The organism is Reichenbachiella sp. (assembly GCF_033344935.1).
Taxonomy (GTDB): domain Bacteria; phylum Bacteroidota; class Bacteroidia; order Cytophagales; family Cyclobacteriaceae; genus Reichenbachiella.
Window position 1 is genome coordinate 3,049,911 of sequence record NZ_JAWPMM010000001.1, and the last position, 18,606, is coordinate 3,068,516.

The window sequence follows — 18,606 nt, forward strand, 5'->3', positions numbered from 1 at the left end:
GCTGTAGATGAAATCCTATACTTACCTTCTAATAGATGTTTTCACCGTCCTTATCCCCTTTCTTTTTAGTTTCCATCCAAAACTAAGATTCGATAAAAAGTGGTCTTCTTTTTTTCCATCTATGGCATTGGTCGCAATGATATTTTTAATCTGGGACGTTTATTTTACCTCCATTGGCATATGGGGCTTTAATCCAGAGTATTTAACTGGTATTTATATCCTAAACCTTCCTTTAGAGGAGATTCTATTTTTCATTTGCATACCCTATGCATGCGTCTTTACTTATCACTGCTTCGACATACTACAAATTCAACCATTTCCTAATCAAACTGGCCGATGGATTAGCCTAGGACTCATTATTGGTCTGGGTGTTTTATTGGCTTTCAACTTTGGGAAATTTTATACTACAAGCACATTTGTCTTACTATTAGCCACACTCATCTATTTGGAATGGATTTCGAAAAAAAATCTCACCCATTTCTATTTCAGCTACCTAGTCCTGCTGATTCCATTTGCCATTACTAATGGAATCCTGACTGGCTCATTCATACCCAACGAAGTAGTTTGGTACAACGATCAGCACAATATGGGATTTAGGTTAGGTACCATTCCATTCGAAGACATATTCTATGGCATGCTCCTCATCTTATGGAATGTTCAATTAATGGAATTTTTCTATATGAGAAATCAATCAAAAAGCTCAGCTGCTGGCTGACCTGTACAACCTGAAGGAAACTTGATATTCAACAAAGTACTGATCGTGGGTGCGATGTCAGTAATTGGGTGATAATTGACTGTACTTCCCTTTTTGATGCCCCAGCCATAAAATAACATGGGCACATGCGTATCATAAGAGTATCCCGTACCGTGATTCGTGCCTTTGTGGTACAAATTGTAATCGCTCAACCACCCTGGCAGCAAGGTGTAGGCCACATCACCACTAGCTTTGCTATTGATACCAGCTGAAAGCATACCTACATCTAGATTGGTATCGTGGTATCTTTCAATTTCTCGAGTATCATAGGCAGAACTTACGCCTTCCATTTCTAATAATAAATCAACGATGTACTTTTTTACTTCAACCTGATCAATATTCTGATCTCTTAATAAATCATGATTCAAAAACACCTGACGGTTGCTAATGTTTTCGATGATTCCAGTTGCCGAAAATTTCTCGTCTACTGACTTTTTAAGTAATGGTTGATTTTGCTTATTGTCAAAATAATTTACAGACTGCTTTTGCTCATTTAGGTATTTAGGCAGTTCAGCAATTGCATGGTCAGCGGTCAAAAAAACAGTCCATTCACCTTCACCTACTTGCTCATCCAAATAATTAAATAACCGATCTAAATCTCGATCTAGCCGTACATATGTGTCTTGAATCTCTTTAGAATATGGACCAAACTCATGCCCAATCTTGTCTGTAGAAGAAAAACTAATAGCCAAAAAGTCTGTGATTTCATCCTTTCCCAGTTGTTCTTTTTCAATTGCTAGTTCAGCAAAGTCAACCAAAATGGTGTTTCCATAAGGTGAATAAACTAGTGTATTATGAACTCCAAAAGTCTTTCTTATTGAATTCAATTTATATGGGAATGTGGGCTCCAAATCCATAAAAAAGGCATTCTCATAATCTCGATTGTCACGGGCTGATTCGACATAAGTGTTTATATCCATCAATGTTTCCCATTTTCCATTGGTGTATTGAGTAGATAATTTTCTGGAATTAAATTTCCCTACCCAATCTGGAAGAACATTAGTATAAAATGAGCTAGTCATGAAATTTCCAGATGCCTCGTCAAACCAATAAGCACCATCAGGATTATGTCCTGCTGGAAGGATTGAACCTCTGTCTTTCAATGAAAGACCAATTACTTTTGATCTATTTTGATAATGAATTTTCAATTCATCTGTAATGGTACTACTCAATAAATTACGCGGAGACCTTTGCCCAATCTTACCTGAACCACCTACTCCACTTGCATCCAAATCCTCAACACAGTAAATCATTTTATTCTGTACCTTTTCATACCAGTCATTGGCTATTACACCATGTACTCTTGGTGTAGTGCCTGTATATACCGAAGCATGCCCAGGTCCAGTCTTTGTTGGGATATAATTGAAATGTGCATTTCTGAATGAGAAACCTTTCGAGGTCAGTCGCTTAAAGCCTCCATCCGTATAGTGTTCATCAAAGCGATGAAGAAACTCGTACCTCATTTGATCCACCACAATACCAACCACCAATTTGGGTTTATCAGTACTTTGAGAAGAAACAGAAAACAAAGGCAGGGTTAGCAGGATTAAAAGAATGAAGTTCCTCATTATGTAAGTTTAAATGCGCTTAATTTTTGCTGACTCGAAATTAATTCAACAATGACAAATCGTATTATCTCATTATTAAGAAATTAAAATTAATTTTGAAGCAAAGCTTTACTCATTGAATTTAAAATCACACCTCTTACCCGAAGAAGTCTTCTCCGCTGTAGCCAAGTGCGCCACTAAAATCAACCTTGATGCCTACGTAATTGGTGGGTTCGTACGTGACATCATTCTCAATAGACCATCCAAAGATATAGATTTTGTTTCTGTAGGCAGTGGAATTAGTCTAGCTAAAAAAGTAGCTCAGGAATTGAACTGCAAAAATCTTTCCGTCTTCAAAAATTTTGGCACGGCCATGGTGAAGTATAAAGCCCATGAGCTTGAATTTGTAGGGGCCAGAAAGGAATCTTATCAAAGAGATTCAAGGAAACCAATTGTAGAAGATGGCACACTCGAAGATGACCAAAACCGACGAGATTTTACCATCAATGCATTAGCCATCAAACTCAGTGATGATGGGTATGGTGAATTAGTTGATCCATTTGACGGAGTGAATGATTTGAAAAAGAAAATTATCCGTACGCCACTCGATCCTTCTATTACTTTTTCTGATGACCCTTTGAGAATGATGCGTGCAATACGTTTCGCTAGCCAACTCAATTTTGATATTGAAGCCAATACCTTTGATTCGATCATCAATCAAGCGGATCGGATTAAAATAGTCTCAAAAGAGCGAATCATAGATGAGCTCAATAAAATCATCTTATCTCCTACTCCGAGTTATGGATTCAAATTATTATTTCAAAGTGGGCTACTTCACTACATTTTTCCAGAAATGATAGCCCTACATGGAGTGGAAACAAGAGAGGGCAAATCTCATAAAGACAACTTCTATCATACGTTGCAAGTCTTGGACAATATCTCAGAAAATACCAATTATTTGTATTTACGTTGGGCTGCCATATTGCACGACATAGCCAAACCACCAACCAAAAGATTTCACAAAAAGGCTGGCTGGACATTTCATGGTCACGAGGACAAAGGCGCACGCATGGTGCCTACCATTTTCAAGCGCATGAAGTTACCAATGAACGACAAAATGAAGTATGTCCAAAAGTTGGTTAAGCTCCATTTGAGGCCCATAGCACTCGTAAGAGACGAAATTACCGATTCCGCGATTAGACGACTATTGTTTGAAGCAGGAGATGACGTTGATGATCTTATGACGCTGTGCAACGCAGATATCACAACCAAAAATCCGAATAAAGTAAAACGATATCTGACCAATTTTAAAAAGGTGAAACAAAAACTCGTGGAGCTTGAAGAAAGAGATAAGCTTCGCAACTTCCAACCACCAATCTCAGGAGAAGAGATCATGAAGCGTTATAATTTACAGCCTTCAAGAATCGTTGGAGAAATAAAAAATGAAATCAGGGAGGCTATACTCGAAGGAAAAATAGACAACAACAAAGAACAAGCAGAAAGCCTAATGCAAGAAATCGCAAAAGCCAGAGGATTGGAAAATTGACCTTAAGCCAGTAGCTTGCACACTCTCAAAAAAGAATTATGAAGAAAATACTATTTATTTTGGTTGTATGGGGAGGAATTCTTCAAAGCAACAACACTACCGCCCAATCTGTTGATTCACTCAATTTTATCGATGTCGATGTTCAGAAAAACGCTGCCATTTACCAATTGGCTATGCAGTTTAATGATCCATCAGTAGCAAGAATGGCGCTTTACAATTTGCTCTTTTTTAGCAATAATCAATCTGCAGTGCTGGATTCCTTGGCTTATATGTATTATGAAATGAACCAGATGCCATCTGTAGCATTAGTAACTAGAGAAAATCTAAAAATCAACCCTGATAATCAGGTAGCTCTTGAGCTAGGGGCGATTGCGTTCAATCAACTCGGTGCCAAGGATCAAGCATTAGAGAATTATGAAAAGCTCTTTCTGAAAAATAATGATAGCCGCACCCTCTATCAAATTGCATTCATGCAATACGAATTAAAGAGGTATACAGAGTCTAGCACTTCAGTAGATATCCTTCTAAAAAGAACTGATATTGATGAATTAAAAATGCGATTTTCCAAACTAGATAAATCACAGCAGGAAGTATCTATGCGAGCGGCGGTTCTCAATTTGCAAGGCTTGATTGCTCAAGGAAAAAATGACATACCAAAGGCAAAAGAACTCTTCCTTGAAGCATTGAAAGTAGCACCAGGATTTGAACTGGCTCAAGTCAATTTGAGCAAAGCTGGAAAGTAACTCAGGACTAAAAAATGTAAGAGTCAATCCAATGATGGATTGGCTCTTTTTGTTTAAAACCGAATCTTTAAAAAAGTGGTGATCATAAACGTACACCCTGGTGTAGCAATAATGGACGTTTTGTTTTTCAAACAAAAAACCATTCACTGTAACTCATTGGCGATCTGAAGCTTACACTTTCTGGCATTCTAATTGGCAGTCCCCTGAACGTATTACAAAACTCAACCAATGTTAAAGAACTATTTAAAAACCGCACTCAGGTACTTAGGGAGACAAAAAGGATATACAGCTCTAAATATTATTGGACTTACTATTGGAATTTCTTCCAGCCTTATTATCATTCTATATCTGCACAACGAGCTTAGTTTTGATCAATATCACGAAAAAGCAGATCGAATCTATCGGGTCAGCTCAGACATAAAAGAAACTGATGATGCTTTCCGCTGGGCTGTAACACAAAATCCGTTGGGTCAAAAATTGGTTTCCGAATTTGCGGAGGTAGAGCAATATGTGAGGTTTGCCGATAATGGAAGGACAGAACTAACCATAGGCGACATTAGCTATTTCGAAGAAAAGGTATACAATGTAGATTCTACGCTATTCGATGTTTTTACTTTCAATTTTATTCTAGGAGATCCCCAAACAGCTTTGGGCGCACCCAAATCCATTGTTTTGAACAAAACGGTAGCGGATAAAATATTTAAAGGAGAAAACCCTATTGGTCAATCTTTGAGAGTTGATGGTGGAGATTTGTTTCAAGTCACGGGTGTGTACAAAGACATGCCAAAAAATTCTCACCTAATTGCTGATGTTTTAATCTCAGTGGATAACCGCCCTAACATGGCCAATAATAATTGGGGTGGATTCAACATTTTCACCTACATCCTACTGAGCCCTACTGCAGATGCAGAAGCTTTTGAGATAAAACTTGATGAAGTAATTCAGGAGCACGTGGCTCCTATTTTTGCTCAGTTCAACATCACCATAGTTTATGAATTGATTAACATCAAAGACATACACCTCTACTCAGATTTTCAAGGCGAACCAGAACCTCTCGGAGACATTACTTATATCTATATATTCTCTGCAGTCTGTGTATTTATGGTTTTTATAGCTTGCATTAACTATATGAATTTGGCTACGGCTAGATCAGTAAAGCGAGCCACAGAAGTAGGCATTCGAAAGGTGATGGGTGCAGGTCGTCAGTTGCTCATTGGACAGTTTCTCACCGAATCAGTTCTGATTACCATTTGTTCATTTGCCTTAAGCCTTATATTGGTAATCATTAGTATTCCTATCATCAACAATGCTCTAGGAATCAATCTTCAATTATCCATGCTGGCGCAGCCTACATTGATCGGTGTCATGCTACTCATTCTATTGATTGCTGGCATATTTGGCGGGAGCTATCCTGCCTTTTATTTATCAGCATTTCTTCCAGCTGAAGTACTCAAGGGAGGAAAAAGCAAGCGCTCTGGCAATGCCTTCCTTAGAAAAACACTAGTTGTCATTCAATTTTCGATTTCCATCTTCATGCTTATTGGTACTGGAATCATTTATGATCAAATGCAGTTTGTGAGCAATAAGAATCTTGGATTTGATAAAGATCAGGTGGTGACATTCACATTTACTAATGGTGAACAACGAGCCAAGTGGGACGTACTCAAAAATAAAATAATGCAAGATCCCAATATCAAAAGTGCTGCAACTTCTAATTCGAGGCCGGGTCAAGGGTTTAGTAAAAATTTGATGAGAGTAGAAATGGAAGAAGGCGGATTTGAGGAAAAAGGAGTAAACATGTATGGAGTAGATTATGACTACTTCCCTACCCTTAATATTGATTTTACTGAAGGAAGAAATTTCTCTAGAGAATTTCCTTCGGACACAGCCACCGCAGTGATCATTAATGAAGCAATGGCCACCAGATTCAAATGGTCAAATCCCATTGGCAAACGCTTTCAGATGATGGGTGGCCCAGATACCACTACTTATTTCAAAGTGCTTGGTGTTGTGAAAGACTTCCATCAACAGTCTTTGTACAATCCAATAGAACCTATCATGTTCTTCCCAAGACTAAACAACAATAATGCGTTGGTGAAAATTGAGAGAAATCCAAAGGAAGCAGTTTCTTCCATTAAACAAAGCTGGGCTGAGGTATTTCCAAATCTACCGCTTGACTATACCTATTTGGACAAAGACTTTCAGGAGCAATATGAAACCGATCAGCTTAGAGGCAGTTTATTCCTTGGTTTTTCATTAATGACGATTGTTATTTCTTGTATGGGTCTATTAGGATTGGCATCTTTCACTGCCGAACAAAGAACTAAAGAAATAAGCATACGCAAGGTGTTAGGTGCTAATGTTGGTGGGTTGATTCAGCTACTGATCAAAGACTTTTTGATCTTAGTATACATTGGGGCCATACCGGCCTTTGCTGTGGCTTGGTACTTTGGGCAAAACTGGTTGCAAAATTTTGAATATAGCGTAGAAATCAATTATCTAATTTTTGTCGGGGTGTTACTTGTGACTATGGCAATAACAATTCTGTCTACTGGATACTTTGCTCTACGAGCAGCTACATCAAACCCAGCCGATAGCTTAAAATATGAATAGAATTCTCAATCATCGGATTGCTCAAAGAGCAATCCGATGATTGACTTTCTAAAAATACCAGCCCAATTCAAACTTTAGGAAATCATCTTCTCTGAACAAATAAATAAACTCCTCATCACTCACATTCTGAAACAATCTCATCTCGACACTGGCTTTGAATGCATCACCAAATCGACGATTACCTTCTAAACTAATAAGACGAGTACTTCGATTGACATCCAGTATAGTTCCAAATAAGAATTCTGTGCTTTGCACATCGTTGAAAGCCAATCTACCACCCAAGAACACATCACTCTGCAAACTGCCCAAAGCGATATCTCCACGATCGTCATATAAATATTCTCCCAAGAGCCCTAAATCAACACCGCTCCCTCCTATATTCCCAAATGTGTATTCTATTCCTACGTCCAAAGCTTTCATATCCTGAATGTCACTTTTCCTAATGATGGATTCGAATTTCCAAAGTATGGGCCCTGTGGTCGCTTGAAGGTCTAAACCTGTTTGATGAATCACAGGATAAATCCCTAAAAGCGTTCCATCGTTTTGGATGCTTACAATCGGTTCTCTGCCCGTACCGTAAAAATGGGAGACACCAATATCGACTGGACCAAAATAATGTGACCAGCGAATGGCACCCTCTGGTCTTGACCTCCCCATATCACTTTCGAAAGTCAGCTCATTAGTTTGTATAGGATCTGGTGTTCTTAATCTGCCGTCTACACCAGGGAAGCTTCTTTTTCGAAACAGCGACATAGCAAAAAGATCAAAGGTTCCAAAGTTGGTGATATAGGAATAATGAGCCATGAGTTGCCCCAACTTTTGTTCACCATCAAAGGTCTCCAAATTGTCCGTCTGATTGATAATATCCACCAAATGTGCTGCTTCTGTCACCCCCCAATAAATTTTCTTAAGTCCGAAACTGAATTCCCAATTGTTATTCACAGTTTGAAAATACAGCTCCCGAATGTCTAAATGATTTCGTTCGGAGTCCGTAAAATCCACTCGACCAAAACCTGTAAAATTCAAGATATACTTACCGCCTTGCCACTCTATATAGTATTCCGGCTGAATGCTCATGGCAGGAAAGTGGTCCTTTTGCCCAGGATATAATCCTTCATTCAAAAAGTACCTGTACTCAAAACTTACATTGCCCGAAAACTCTGTGTAGACATCTTCTGATTGGGCTTTCGCTACCAAAGACAGAAAAAGGAATACAGCGAGCAAAGTCGCTCGCTGTATAGTAAAAAACCAATCTAAACTACTCGTATTTTTCATGGCTATCTACCAGCTCTTATTAGGCTATTTTGAGAAAAATCGGCTTCGGCCAGTGCTACATTAAACTGATAGTCTTCGAACTTTAATGTCGTTTCTTTACCGGTTTGATGGTTAACCATTAAGAACTCCCCTGCTCTCCAATGTTTGCCCAAATACACTTTGTAATCTGAGTATGTAAGCGTTTTCAGCAACTCATCCTTTCGGTCGTAAAACTCAACTTTTTCTTGTCTGTAGTTCTCTTTATTTATCCATACCAACTGGCGTGTATAGCCAGATTTTGGATCTACGGGATCTCTTTCGATTACATAAGCTGCTTCACCATTGATGTTGTCTTCCTTAATGTATTTGTAGGTATATTTTTCCACTTCCTGTGAAGACAAATCTTCGTAAGCAAACTCACTACCCATAAAGGGCCCTGATTTGTTATCAGAAGAAATCCTTTTTACTCTTTTTATAGATGGCAAATACAACCATTGGTCGTCCGACCCTTCCTTGTGTGTATAAGTCAAAGTAGCGGTACCTTTCACATCACGAGGGCTATTAAACACGATCAAAGACTTATCTCCGTCTTCGATTAATTCAAGCGTCTGGTTAGATAGAAACCTTGTACTTTCCTGCCCATGCTTATTCTTGAGCGTCATCGTCAGATTAACTTCCGAACTCCCAAAACCTTCATCGTACTTTGAAGCATCTTGAGCTATTTTTAGTCCCTTTTGTTCTGGAGTTTGTGCCCAGGCCATAGATCCTCCGATCAAAAGCAAGGCTATTGTTTTTATTGTCTTTTTCATAGTTATGTGATTAGTTGGGTCGGACCGAAGCCCGACCCATTATTAAAACTGATATAATTAAGCCGGACTTAGTTGTCCTGAATTCACAGATGTAGTTTGGCCACCTGTTTTAGTTTTTGTGCTTTTGCCAATATTGAGCAGAAGTGCCGGTAGCAGTAAGAAATCCAGTGCTAAAGCGAATGTGATAATCAGTACAGTCACCTTAGCCATCCCACTATTCATCCCAAAGCTAGACTGCGCGAGAATCGCAAATCCAGCTACCAGAACTATGGTAGTCACCACTAATGCCTTACCTACTGTGTCAAAGGCAAATCGAACCGCCTCTTCTTTAGACTTATTCAACTCTCTGCGTGCACGCAAATACTTGGATAGAAAATGAACTGAATCATCTACTATTATTCCTAGCGTCATGCCAAACACAATAGAAATACCAACGTTGATGATGCCGTTCGTCACACCCCACACACCGAAACCAACTGCAACTGGTAGTAGATTCGGAATCAGACTGATCAACCCATGTCTGAAACTTCTTAGCACGAACATTAAGATCACGGATATCAAAATCAAGGCCGCAATACTTCCATTCATCATACTATCCACTTGTCTTTTCGTCAAATGCGAGAACATAGTAGCCGTACTGGTAGCATCCGAATACATTTCACTAGGTGCATTAGCTCTCAACCAATTCTGGGCTTCCTGCCCCAAGGCAATAAATTCCTTCGATGACAAGTTTGTGGTCGTAGCGATTAGCCTGGTTTCCGATTTGTCTACATTGATTTGATTGTTCAAATCCAAACCAAACGGTAGAGACATTTCATACAATAATAAAAATTGTGCAGCCTCTTCCCTACTATCCGGCACCCTATAGTAGCTCAAACTATCTCCGTGCATACTTTTATTTATGCGACGAGCGATTTCTGAAAAAGCACTTACATGTACTACTTCGGGCTTGGCTTCTAGCCAGTATTCAAACTCTTCTAACTTTTTCAAGTAGGTAGGATCATTGATACCTCCTTCTTCGCCTGAGCCCAGCGAAAACTCCAAAGTATAAATACCCGTCAGGTTTTCAGATATAAAATCTGTATCCTGTCTGAACTGTACTTCTTGATCAAAGTACTTGATAAACTCTTCGTTGAATTCATTTTTGGTAATCAAAAGCGTAATCAATAAAGAAGCCGCCACAGAACCCCAAAGCACTTTCTTGTCATTTCTAATTACAAACTCAGCCAATCGACCAAAGAATGAATTGATCTGGATATCAGATTCATCTGTCTTCTTCACTTTTACTCTAACGGGTAGAATGGCCATCAAGGCAGGCAAAGTGAAAATCGAATAGGTAAATGCTCCCAACATTCCGACGGAAGTAATATTTCCTAAATCATGAAAAGGAGGCGAATCGCTAAAATTCATTGATAAAAACCCTATCACGGTAGTGAGACTGGTGATCATCACAGGTAAAAAGTTGACTCTGATACTTTCTACTAATGCATCATGTTTGCTCAGCCCTTTGCGCATACCCTGCATAAAAGTGATGAGTAAATGGATACTATCCGCTACTGCTAAAGTCATGATAATAGTAGTCGCCGCCGAAGAAGGAGGCGTAAGCATGATGCCGAACCAACCGGCAAAACCCATCCCCGTCATAATAGACATGATGATGACCAACAAGGTGGCAAATGTTCCTGAAAGGGTTCGAGTAGTGATGAATATTGTGATGATCACTATCAAAAACATCAACGGCACCAACGACTGCATGTCTCCATAAGCTGATTCTTGAAAAGCCCCAGAAAGCATGATCATTCCCGAAAGATATGTTTTCAGATTAGGGTTTTCCTGCTCGAATTTAGCTGTCAAATCACGCACATGAGCAATGATCTCTGAGCCCTCTTCCATATTCTTACCCGGCAGCTGAACGGTAATATTCACAGCCGTGAGATTAGCGTCCTCATTGATTAATCGATCCTTTAACAAGATCTCATCTATGGCGATTTGTTTGACTGATTCGATTTCATCCGGTGCATATTCGACGGAATTCTGAATCAAATCATCGACATACAAATCATCGGCTACTGCCTTGGTATGTTGGAAATTGGTAATGGCATCTACCCTTGTTGAATATGGAGTTTGCCACGAATCTGCAGTTAGTTTTTCTACGGCAGCTAATGTTTCCTTTGTAAAAATCTTCCCATCCTTGGGCTCTATGACTATGAAAACATTGTCATCTTTAGTGTACTTATTCTGTAGCGCATCAAACGCCAACATCTGAGGATTATCATCACTAAAGAACACATGATAATCACTATTGAAGCCTACGTTTCGGCCTCCACTTCCAATTATAGCAGTGAGCGTCAAACTCCCTACTAGTACTAACCACCTCCACTTAATTACCCATTTAGCGAAGCTGATCACTTTCTTTTGTCCCTTTTCCTGGAACTCATTGATTGCTTTTGTCATTAGTATCTGGTTATTGAATGAGCGGACGCTCTAAACCTATCGTATAGATCGCCCTGGTTGGGTGACTATTACGACAACCAAATACTATGGTTTCAATATATTACGAATTTCGTATTATCTCTCCGTGGAAATATTATTTTGCAGTGGGTACGTAGTTGACCAAATTCTCTGAAATACGCTCTAGCAAATGAATCAATTCTCCTTGCTCCTTTTCAGATAGACCACCCAACATCGCTCCGCCCATGTGGTGTAAAGTACTTTGTAGCAGGTTAAAAGAGTCTTGACCAAACTTACTTAAACCAATCTTTATCGTACGCCTGTCTTCTTTTGAATGATAGCGCTTTAGATACCCTTTTTCCACCAACTTATCAATCACTCCGGTGGTTGTGCTCACAGGGATTCCTAAGTAACCGGCAATATCACGCATGATAACATCATGATTTTTTCCTACAAAGGTCAAAACTGAAAAATCACGCTTACTGATATCCTTGGATAGTTCTATACAGGTATTATCAGCCTCTTGCATTTTCATCAATAGGACTTCCAAGCATTGTGTAAACTTACAAATCTTGTCATCTAATAATCCTTCCTTCATAGCGCTCTCAGTACTCTTTTGAATTGAACATATAATTTACAAAGATAATTGAATTCCCCCGTCACGAAAATCAACTACTCTACATCATGTATTGTCAACCTACTCTAACCACAACAAATTTGGACTAATAATTCAACTCAAAATATTGATACAATTGTACTTTCACGATGTCTAAAAGCAATATTCAGCTATTTTATGTCTTGAATTGTACTTTTTCTACATTTTCTTTTGTTTATTTAATATGAATATTTATATTTGAATTATAATAATTCACAGTTATCATTATTTAAACCAATTACCCATGTTACAGGCACTATTCTCTCGAACTAAAGACACCAGCCAATCACTCAAGTTAAAATTCAACAAAAACGAAAAATCGTGGGTTGTTTTAAAGGGTCACAGCATCATGTTCATTGGTGGCGAAGATCAGTGCAAGACCTACATCAACAATTTTTCCTAACAAAGACATTAAAAAAGGGATCCTAAGATCCCTTTAATTATTATTTGCTTCAAATGGTCTATTTTGAGTTAATTCAACTTAGAATAGACTTCCCCTGCTCCACCTAATCAGCTTTAGAGAGAAGACACATTTCAATGAATGTGTTTTTTTATGCCTTTAAATTAGCCAGTATTCCTCATGGCACTGGCAATTGCATTGATTGTCAACATCAATTCTCTCTGCATAGCACTTACATCCTTACCATTTGCTTTATCCTTTCTCCATTGCTTGAGTAAATCAATTTGCTTGTCATGCAAATGAGCCATCAACGGGGATCTTAAATGATTTGAGAAATAATGATTTACTCTTCTTACCTGAATTTCCTCGCCCAATAGATCCAATAACAACTCACGAGTCAATTGTAATTCAGAAAGAAACATTTCTGAAAACTCCTTTTTCACTTTATCATCTTCCACCAACTCCGCATAGGCCTCAATGACACTTTCGTCTGTTGCCGCCAAACTTGTATCGACGTTAGTAAGGACATATCTTATAAATGAATCCTTCTTAGTAGCCTCTTTGAATTTTTTGTAATCTTCAGGATTTGAATTCTTTAGGTTATTCAACGAAGTACCTACTCCATACCAGCTAGTCATATGAAACCTGGACTGGCTCCAAGAGAACACCCAGGGAATCGCTCTAAGATCATCTAAAGAATTTGCCCCAGTACGCTTTGCTGGCCTCGATCCTATCTTACTAGTTTCTATGGCATCAATAGGTGTCGCTTGTCTAAAGAACTGAATAAACCCATCATGATGAGTAAGCGCCTCATAATGCGCTTTACTTTGTTTCGCTAAATGATCCAATACTTCCGCCAATGGATGGTATTTTCTTTCACTCTTTTCATCCATTATTGTTTTGGACAATGAGTTGGCTACCAAAAGCTCAAGGTTATATTCAGCGTTGACTTTATTTTCGTACTTCTGAGCAATAGTTTCTCCTTGCTCTGTCAATCTCACATTGCCCTGAATGGCTTGATATGGCAGCGCTTTTATGAAGTAATGTGTAGGACCAGAACCTCTACTGATTGAGCCTCCTTTGCCATGAAAGAAGGTGATTTTAACACCATTATTTTCTCCTATCTCGCTCAATTTAAATTGAGCCTTATATAGGTTCCACTGGCTGGCGATGATTCCTCCATCTTTATTACTATCGCTATAACCCACCATTACTTGCTGGCGCAGGTTTCTATAGTTTCTAACCTTTCTGAAATGCTCCAAACTTCTTTTGGTAAAACCGTGATTTAAGAAGCCTTCCAAGATCACCGGACCATTTTCTAAATCTTCTATCGTTTCTAGCAATGGAACCACAGGGATTTCGCAAACTAGGCCTTCTTCGATTTGCTTGGTCAAGCCAGCTTCTCTTGCCAGTAGATAAACCGCCAACAAATCAGAAAGTGAACGTGTCATACTGACAATGAATGATCCAATACCTTCTCCTCCATACTTAGAAACGTGTGCCTCGACTACTCGATAGCAAGACAATACAGCTTGTGCATTTTCTCCCAATTCAGCACTCTGATGAGTGAATGGTCTATTTGACTTTAATTCATTATTTAGAAAGTCCAGTCTTTTTTCTTCACTCCATTCTGAGAAATTCGTTTCTTCGAACTGTGCGGCTTCGAGCAATTGCTCAATAGCTTTATCATGGAATGCACTATTTTGACGTATATCTAGTTTGGCCAAATGAAAGCCAAAAGTTTGTACGTTTCGAATCGTGATATTTACGTCGTCGTAGGCAATTGACTTAGCTCCATAACTCAACAAGCTCTTTTTGAGTAAATCAAGATCTTCAAGCATCTGGTATGCAAATCTATAGCTACCTGCATGCTCTGAAAGTTGGGTAGCATGGCCACGCTGCGTATCTACTGGCAGTTTAGCTAAAATCAAATTAGAAAACTGTCGGAATGCTTCTCCTTTGTTTCGTTCTAATGCCTCTTGCCCAATTTCTCCCAATTCAGCCACCATCTCTTCAATTCGTGAATTGAGTTTAGGATCGCATTCATTCAACTCACAAGCAAAGCTTAATTGTTTCACAAGGGCAATTAACTTTCTTCTGATTACCACAAATGCATTCAATCGCAGCGTTTCTAAAGTCTCTGCTGTCACCGAATCTGTTACCAATGGATGACCGTCACGATCACCGCCCACCCAGTTGCCAAAACTAATTTTCGGGAAACTGTGATGATCTAGTAAATTTTGTTTTGAAAGTCCACACGCCTTCCAAGCCTGAATCAATCGCCTATCCAATACTGGAATCACTTCAGGGAATACATTTACTAAATAATGGATGATATTTCTAAGCTCAGAACTAAGATCAGGTTTCTCCATGTAGATCTCACCGGTCTTCCATAGCCTATAAAGGGTCAACTTGATATTATGACGAATATTCATCAGTTCTTTTTTAGAAAACATTTTGTTTTCTAAACTGACGAGTAACAAATACAAATCTCTATGATGATCGAGAACAGTCGCTCGTTTGGCCTCAGTAGGGTGCGCAGTGAGCACAGGCTCAATTTGCATTTGAGGCATTTTGTCCAGAATAACCTCTTCGGTTACTCCTTCATCCAATAAATTTTTGATGTTGTTAGCAAACAATCCACTTACCGAGGTGAAATCCTTTTCATTTTCCACCGCACGGCGATGCTGTACTGCACCATTGACCTCAGCCATGTTCACCAGCTGAAAAACAAGCGAGTACATTTGTATGTGCTTGTCAGACATCTGAGCACCCTTTTCAAAAGGATACTTGTTAATAAATGGAATTTCATTAGCAATGGCTTCTTCACCATTATCTATTAAAACCTCTTTCAAACACTCTAGTAAAAACTCAAAATCCTCGTATGGTTTTCCAAGTCTTTCCTTTACCTCTGCTAATATTGAATTCATCCCCAATTAAATTATGAATATTTTATAAAATTGGGCTTATTGTTGTTAAATGTTACTGCAATTTAGAGAAATATTGCAAGGACTCATAAAATAATTTAGAATTGTTAAACAATAAACATATCAAGATTGCATTGAAAATATTCTAGATGAAGAACTAATTTGTGAAAGTAAATTTCGATTACTTAAATAAATTGGTTAAGATTGAACTGCATTTTTAATTAACACTACACCACCACTACTATTCATGGAAAAATATAGATGCGTTGCAATTGATGATGACTTGGTTTATCTCGAAATTTTCAAAAAATTGGCTGAAAAAGTAGATTGTATAGACTTGGTGGGCACCTTCAGTAGTGCAATAGATGGAGCCGTAGGCGTATCCAAACTGAAACCGCAAGTATTATTTTTGGATATCGAAATGCCGTACCTTGATGGTTACGAAACAATTTCAACATTAGAAGAGAAACCAAAAATTGTCATCGTTTCTTCTCATCTTGAATATGAGACTGATGAGCTCAAAATCGACGTAAAAAAATACGTTAGAAAGCCATTCGAAGGACCAGAACAACTAGAAGAAATTGTAAAAGAAGTGATGGAAGCATAATCCATCACTCCTCATCATCATCTAACCCAAAAATCCTTTTTCATAGTATTTTGAGCATTCGCTCCAACAAATACTGAGAACTGCCCTGACTCAAGAACAAACTCATTTTCAGTATTGTAAAATTTCAAATCTGACGAACTGAGCGTCAGCTCTAATGTTTTGGTTTCTTTTGGATTCAATACAACCCTTTGAAACTTTTTCAACTCCTTCACTGGCCTAGTGATAGTTCCGACATGATCACGAATATAAAGTTGCACTGTTTCTACACCAGGTAAGACACCTGTGTTGGTCAATTCAAAGCTCACTTTCAATTCACCATTTGAGTTCAAGCTATCCTCAGAAACCTTGAGGTTGTCATACTCAAAACTGGTATAAGACAAACCGTAGCCGAATGGATATTGCGGTCTAAACCCGTCGTCTAAATAGTGTGAGTTGTTACCTAAAGAACTCTGCCAAGCTCCGATAGGAATATCATCAATCCCAACAAAAGATTCTTCACGAGCCGGTCGACCAGTGTTTTTATAGTTATAGTAGATAGGCACCTGGCCTACCGACTTTGGCCAGGTTACCGGAAGCCTTCCTGAAGGATTATAATCACCCAGCAATACATCTACAATGGCAGGCCCTCCCATCGTTCCGGGGTGCCATGCCATCAAAACGGCATCTACATCATCCAGAATATTTTCTAATACGATTGGTCTACCTGCTTGAATGATCAGAACAATTGGCTTTTTTGTCTTTTTCCTTATTTCCTTGATCAACTCCTCTTGAGCACCTGGCAAATTGATGTGTGCGCGACTGTGAGCCTCTCCTGAAAGAATGGCTTCTTCCCCTGCAAAAAACAAAACGATATCACTTTGTTTGGCAGCGTTTACGGCACTTGAAAATTGAGCAGTCGAGCGATCTCTACTATAGTCCAATCCTGCGGCAACCTTCACTCTATTAGCGGTCAATTTTTCTTTCAAGGATGTCAAAGGTGTCACGGAATCATCCTGATCCCCATCAAATATCCATGTACCTAGCTGATCTAAGGGCGCGTTCGCTAAAGGGCCAATCACAGCTACTTTTTGCGAAGTCTTTAAAGGTAAAATGTCCTCCTCGTTTTTCAGCATCACTATACTCTGCAATGCCGCATCTTTAGCTTTTTTCAGATGGTCTTCGGATAAAACTACTTCTTCATTATCTATTCGATAAGGCTGTTCGAACAATCCCATTCTAAATTTCACTCTCAAAATGGCTCGCACCATTCGATCTAATTGATTCACATCCAGTTTGCCTTCATCAATGAGTTCATGAAGGTGATTATCATAAGATTGGCTGGTCATTTCCATATCTACGCCAGCACGTGCTGCTTTGTATGCTGCATCCTTTTCGTCAGCACAATAACCATGAGCAATCATTTCTGTTACCGAATTCCAGTCACTCACAACAAACCCATCAAATGTCCATTCCTTCCTTAAAACCTGATCCAATAAAAATTGATTTCCAGAAACCGGCACGCCATTCAATTCATTGAACCCAGACATGAAGGTTTGAACTCCAGCGTCTATTGCTTTTTTGAATGGGGGCAAATACACATTACGAAGTAAAGGCTCATGAATAATGGCGGTATTGTAATCCCTTCCTCCTTCTGCTGCACCATATCCTACAAAGTGTTTGGCGCATGCCACCATGCTTGAAGGGTCAGTCAAATCATCTCCCTGAAACCCTTTGACATAGGCAGCTGATAATTCAGAAGCCAAAAAAGGGTCTTCTCCAGGGGACTCAGCAATTCTCCCCCATCGAGGATCTCGAGAGATATCCAACATCGGAGCAAAAGTCCATCGTACGCCATAAGTACTTGCCTCTACAGCCGCCACTCTCGCACCCGCTTCTACCAATTCCGGATTCCAGGTAGCCGCCTGCCCCAATGGAATAGGGAAAATGGTTTTAAATCCGTGAATCACATCTCTCGCGAAAATGAGCGGAATGCCATTTGGACTTTCTTCCACGGCTATTCTTTGAAGTTCATCTACGAAATCTTTATTCATCACATTGATCAATGACCCAACTCTCCCTTCTCTGACTGCCGTTTTCAGCTCTTCAGATAAAGCACCTTTTATTCGGCTTGAGGTACCTCGTTGTGCGGTTTGCCCTATCTTTTCAGTTAGTGACATTTTCGACATGATCGAATCTATTTTTTGCTCTAGTGGATCTTGAGACACTTGCTGACTTGATTCACAGCCAAACAAAGAAACCGTAATAATGAATAGTGGAATGATTCTCCTCATAGTTTTCAATTTTCATCAAAATTCCAACAA

13 protein-coding genes are annotated in these 18,606 nt (G+C 39.1%); 6 read left to right on the top strand and 7 right to left on the bottom strand.

Annotation, left to right across the window (positions count from 1 at the left end):
- Nucleotides 1-7 precede the first annotated feature (7 nt).
- Complete coding sequence (locus R8N23_RS13175; protein WP_318172072.1) at nucleotides 8-715, top strand: lycopene cyclase domain-containing protein; 708 nt, start codon at nucleotides 8-10, stop codon at nucleotides 713-715.
- On the opposite strand, the gene pafA is transcribed toward R8N23_RS13175, so the two are convergent.
- A complete protein-coding gene (gene pafA / locus R8N23_RS13180; protein ID WP_318172073.1) occupies nucleotides 688-2,322 on the bottom strand; it encodes an alkaline phosphatase PafA in 1,635 nt (544 codons plus the stop codon). The genes R8N23_RS13175 and pafA overlap by 28 nt on opposite strands.
- Before the next feature lie 115 nt (nucleotides 2,323-2,437).
- Here pafA and R8N23_RS13185 point away from each other — a divergent pair, with 115 nt between their 5' ends.
- From R8N23_RS13185 to R8N23_RS13195, 3 genes are all read left to right on the top strand, one after another.
- Nucleotides 2,438-3,847, top strand: coding sequence for a CCA tRNA nucleotidyltransferase (locus tag R8N23_RS13185; RefSeq protein ID WP_318172074.1), 1,410 nt, complete (start codon nucleotides 2,438-2,440; stop codon nucleotides 3,845-3,847).
- Between the two features lie 38 nt (nucleotides 3,848-3,885).
- A complete protein-coding gene (locus R8N23_RS13190) occupies nucleotides 3,886-4,590 on the top strand; it encodes a hypothetical protein (protein WP_318172075.1) in 705 nt (234 codons plus the stop codon).
- 228 nt (nucleotides 4,591-4,818) lie between these two features.
- Nucleotides 4,819-7,203: an ABC transporter permease gene (locus tag R8N23_RS13195; RefSeq protein ID WP_318172076.1), complete on the top strand. Its 2,385-nt coding sequence runs from the start codon at nucleotides 4,819-4,821 to the stop codon at nucleotides 7,201-7,203.
- Between the two features lie 48 nt (nucleotides 7,204-7,251).
- Here R8N23_RS13195 and R8N23_RS13200 read toward each other — a convergent pair whose 3' ends face one another.
- The 4 genes from R8N23_RS13200 to R8N23_RS13215 all read right to left on the bottom strand — a co-directional run bounded on the left by R8N23_RS13200 (nucleotide 7,252) and on the right by R8N23_RS13215 (nucleotide 12,315).
- A complete protein-coding gene (locus R8N23_RS13200; protein WP_318172077.1) occupies nucleotides 7,252-8,478 on the bottom strand; it encodes a hypothetical protein in 1,227 nt (408 codons plus the stop codon).
- Nucleotides 8,479-8,480: 2 nt separating this feature from the next.
- On the bottom strand, nucleotides 8,481-9,266 hold the full coding sequence (locus R8N23_RS13205; protein WP_318172078.1) for an outer membrane lipoprotein-sorting protein: 786 nt from the start codon (nucleotides 9,264-9,266) through the stop codon (nucleotides 8,481-8,483).
- Nucleotides 9,267-9,323: 57 nt separating this feature from the next.
- Nucleotides 9,324-11,720 (bottom strand): efflux RND transporter permease subunit, encoded by a 2,397-nt coding sequence (locus tag R8N23_RS13210; protein WP_318172079.1) that lies wholly within the window; start codon nucleotides 11,718-11,720, stop codon nucleotides 9,324-9,326.
- Nucleotides 11,721-11,853: 133 nt separating this feature from the next.
- Entirely contained in the window at nucleotides 11,854-12,315 is a 462-nt protein-coding gene (locus R8N23_RS13215) for a MarR family winged helix-turn-helix transcriptional regulator (RefSeq protein WP_318172080.1), read from the bottom strand.
- Between the two features lie 301 nt (nucleotides 12,316-12,616).
- Here R8N23_RS13215 and R8N23_RS13220 point away from each other — a divergent pair, with 301 nt between their 5' ends.
- Nucleotides 12,617-12,775, top strand: coding sequence for a hypothetical protein (locus R8N23_RS13220; RefSeq protein ID WP_318172081.1), 159 nt, complete (start codon nucleotides 12,617-12,619; stop codon nucleotides 12,773-12,775).
- A gap of 161 nt (nucleotides 12,776-12,936) precedes the next feature.
- Here R8N23_RS13220 and R8N23_RS13225 read toward each other — a convergent pair whose 3' ends face one another.
- Nucleotides 12,937-15,702, bottom strand: a complete 2,766-nt coding sequence (locus R8N23_RS13225; RefSeq protein ID WP_318172082.1) for a phosphoenolpyruvate carboxylase — start codon at nucleotides 15,700-15,702, stop codon at nucleotides 12,937-12,939.
- A 244-nt stretch (nucleotides 15,703-15,946) separates the two neighbouring features.
- On the opposite strand from R8N23_RS13225, the gene R8N23_RS13230 reads away from it, so the two are divergent.
- Nucleotides 15,947-16,306, top strand: a complete 360-nt coding sequence (locus tag R8N23_RS13230; RefSeq protein WP_318172083.1) for a LytR/AlgR family response regulator transcription factor — start codon at nucleotides 15,947-15,949, stop codon at nucleotides 16,304-16,306.
- A gap of 17 nt (nucleotides 16,307-16,323) precedes the next feature.
- Here R8N23_RS13230 and bglX read toward each other — a convergent pair whose 3' ends face one another.
- Nucleotides 16,324-18,576, bottom strand: coding sequence for a beta-glucosidase BglX (gene bglX, locus R8N23_RS13235; RefSeq protein ID WP_318172084.1), 2,253 nt, complete (start codon nucleotides 18,574-18,576; stop codon nucleotides 16,324-16,326).
- Between the last annotated feature and the right edge of the window lie 30 nt (nucleotides 18,577-18,606).

Coding starts and splice junctions, on each gene's coding strand:
- bglX (WP_318172084.1), bottom strand. CDS start 18,576: ATGAGGAGAATCATTCCACTATTCATTATTACGGTTTCTTTGTTTGGC.
- R8N23_RS13205 (WP_318172078.1), bottom strand. CDS start 9,266: ATGAAAAAGACAATAAAAACAATAGCCTTGCTTTTGATCGGAGGATCT.
- R8N23_RS13220 (WP_318172081.1), top strand. CDS start 12,617: ATGTTACAGGCACTATTCTCTCGAACTAAAGACACCAGCCAATCACTC.
- R8N23_RS13215 (WP_318172080.1), bottom strand. CDS start 12,315: ATGAAGGAAGGATTATTAGATGACAAGATTTGTAAGTTTACACAATGC.
- R8N23_RS13210 (WP_318172079.1), bottom strand. CDS start 11,720: ATGACAAAAGCAATCAATGAGTTCCAGGAAAAGGGACAAAAGAAAGTG.
- R8N23_RS13225 (WP_318172082.1), bottom strand. CDS start 15,702: ATGAATTCAATATTAGCAGAGGTAAAGGAAAGACTTGGAAAACCATAC.
- pafA (WP_318172073.1), bottom strand. CDS start 2,322: ATGAGGAACTTCATTCTTTTAATCCTGCTAACCCTGCCTTTGTTTTCT.
- R8N23_RS13195 (WP_318172076.1), top strand. CDS start 4,819: ATGTTAAAGAACTATTTAAAAACCGCACTCAGGTACTTAGGGAGACAA.
- R8N23_RS13200 (WP_318172077.1), bottom strand. CDS start 8,478: ATGAAAAATACGAGTAGTTTAGATTGGTTTTTTACTATACAGCGAGCG.
- R8N23_RS13230 (WP_318172083.1), top strand. CDS start 15,947: ATGGAAAAATATAGATGCGTTGCAATTGATGATGACTTGGTTTATCTC.
- R8N23_RS13175 (WP_318172072.1), top strand. CDS start 8: ATGAAATCCTATACTTACCTTCTAATAGATGTTTTCACCGTCCTTATC.
- R8N23_RS13190 (WP_318172075.1), top strand. CDS start 3,886: ATGAAGAAAATACTATTTATTTTGGTTGTATGGGGAGGAATTCTTCAA.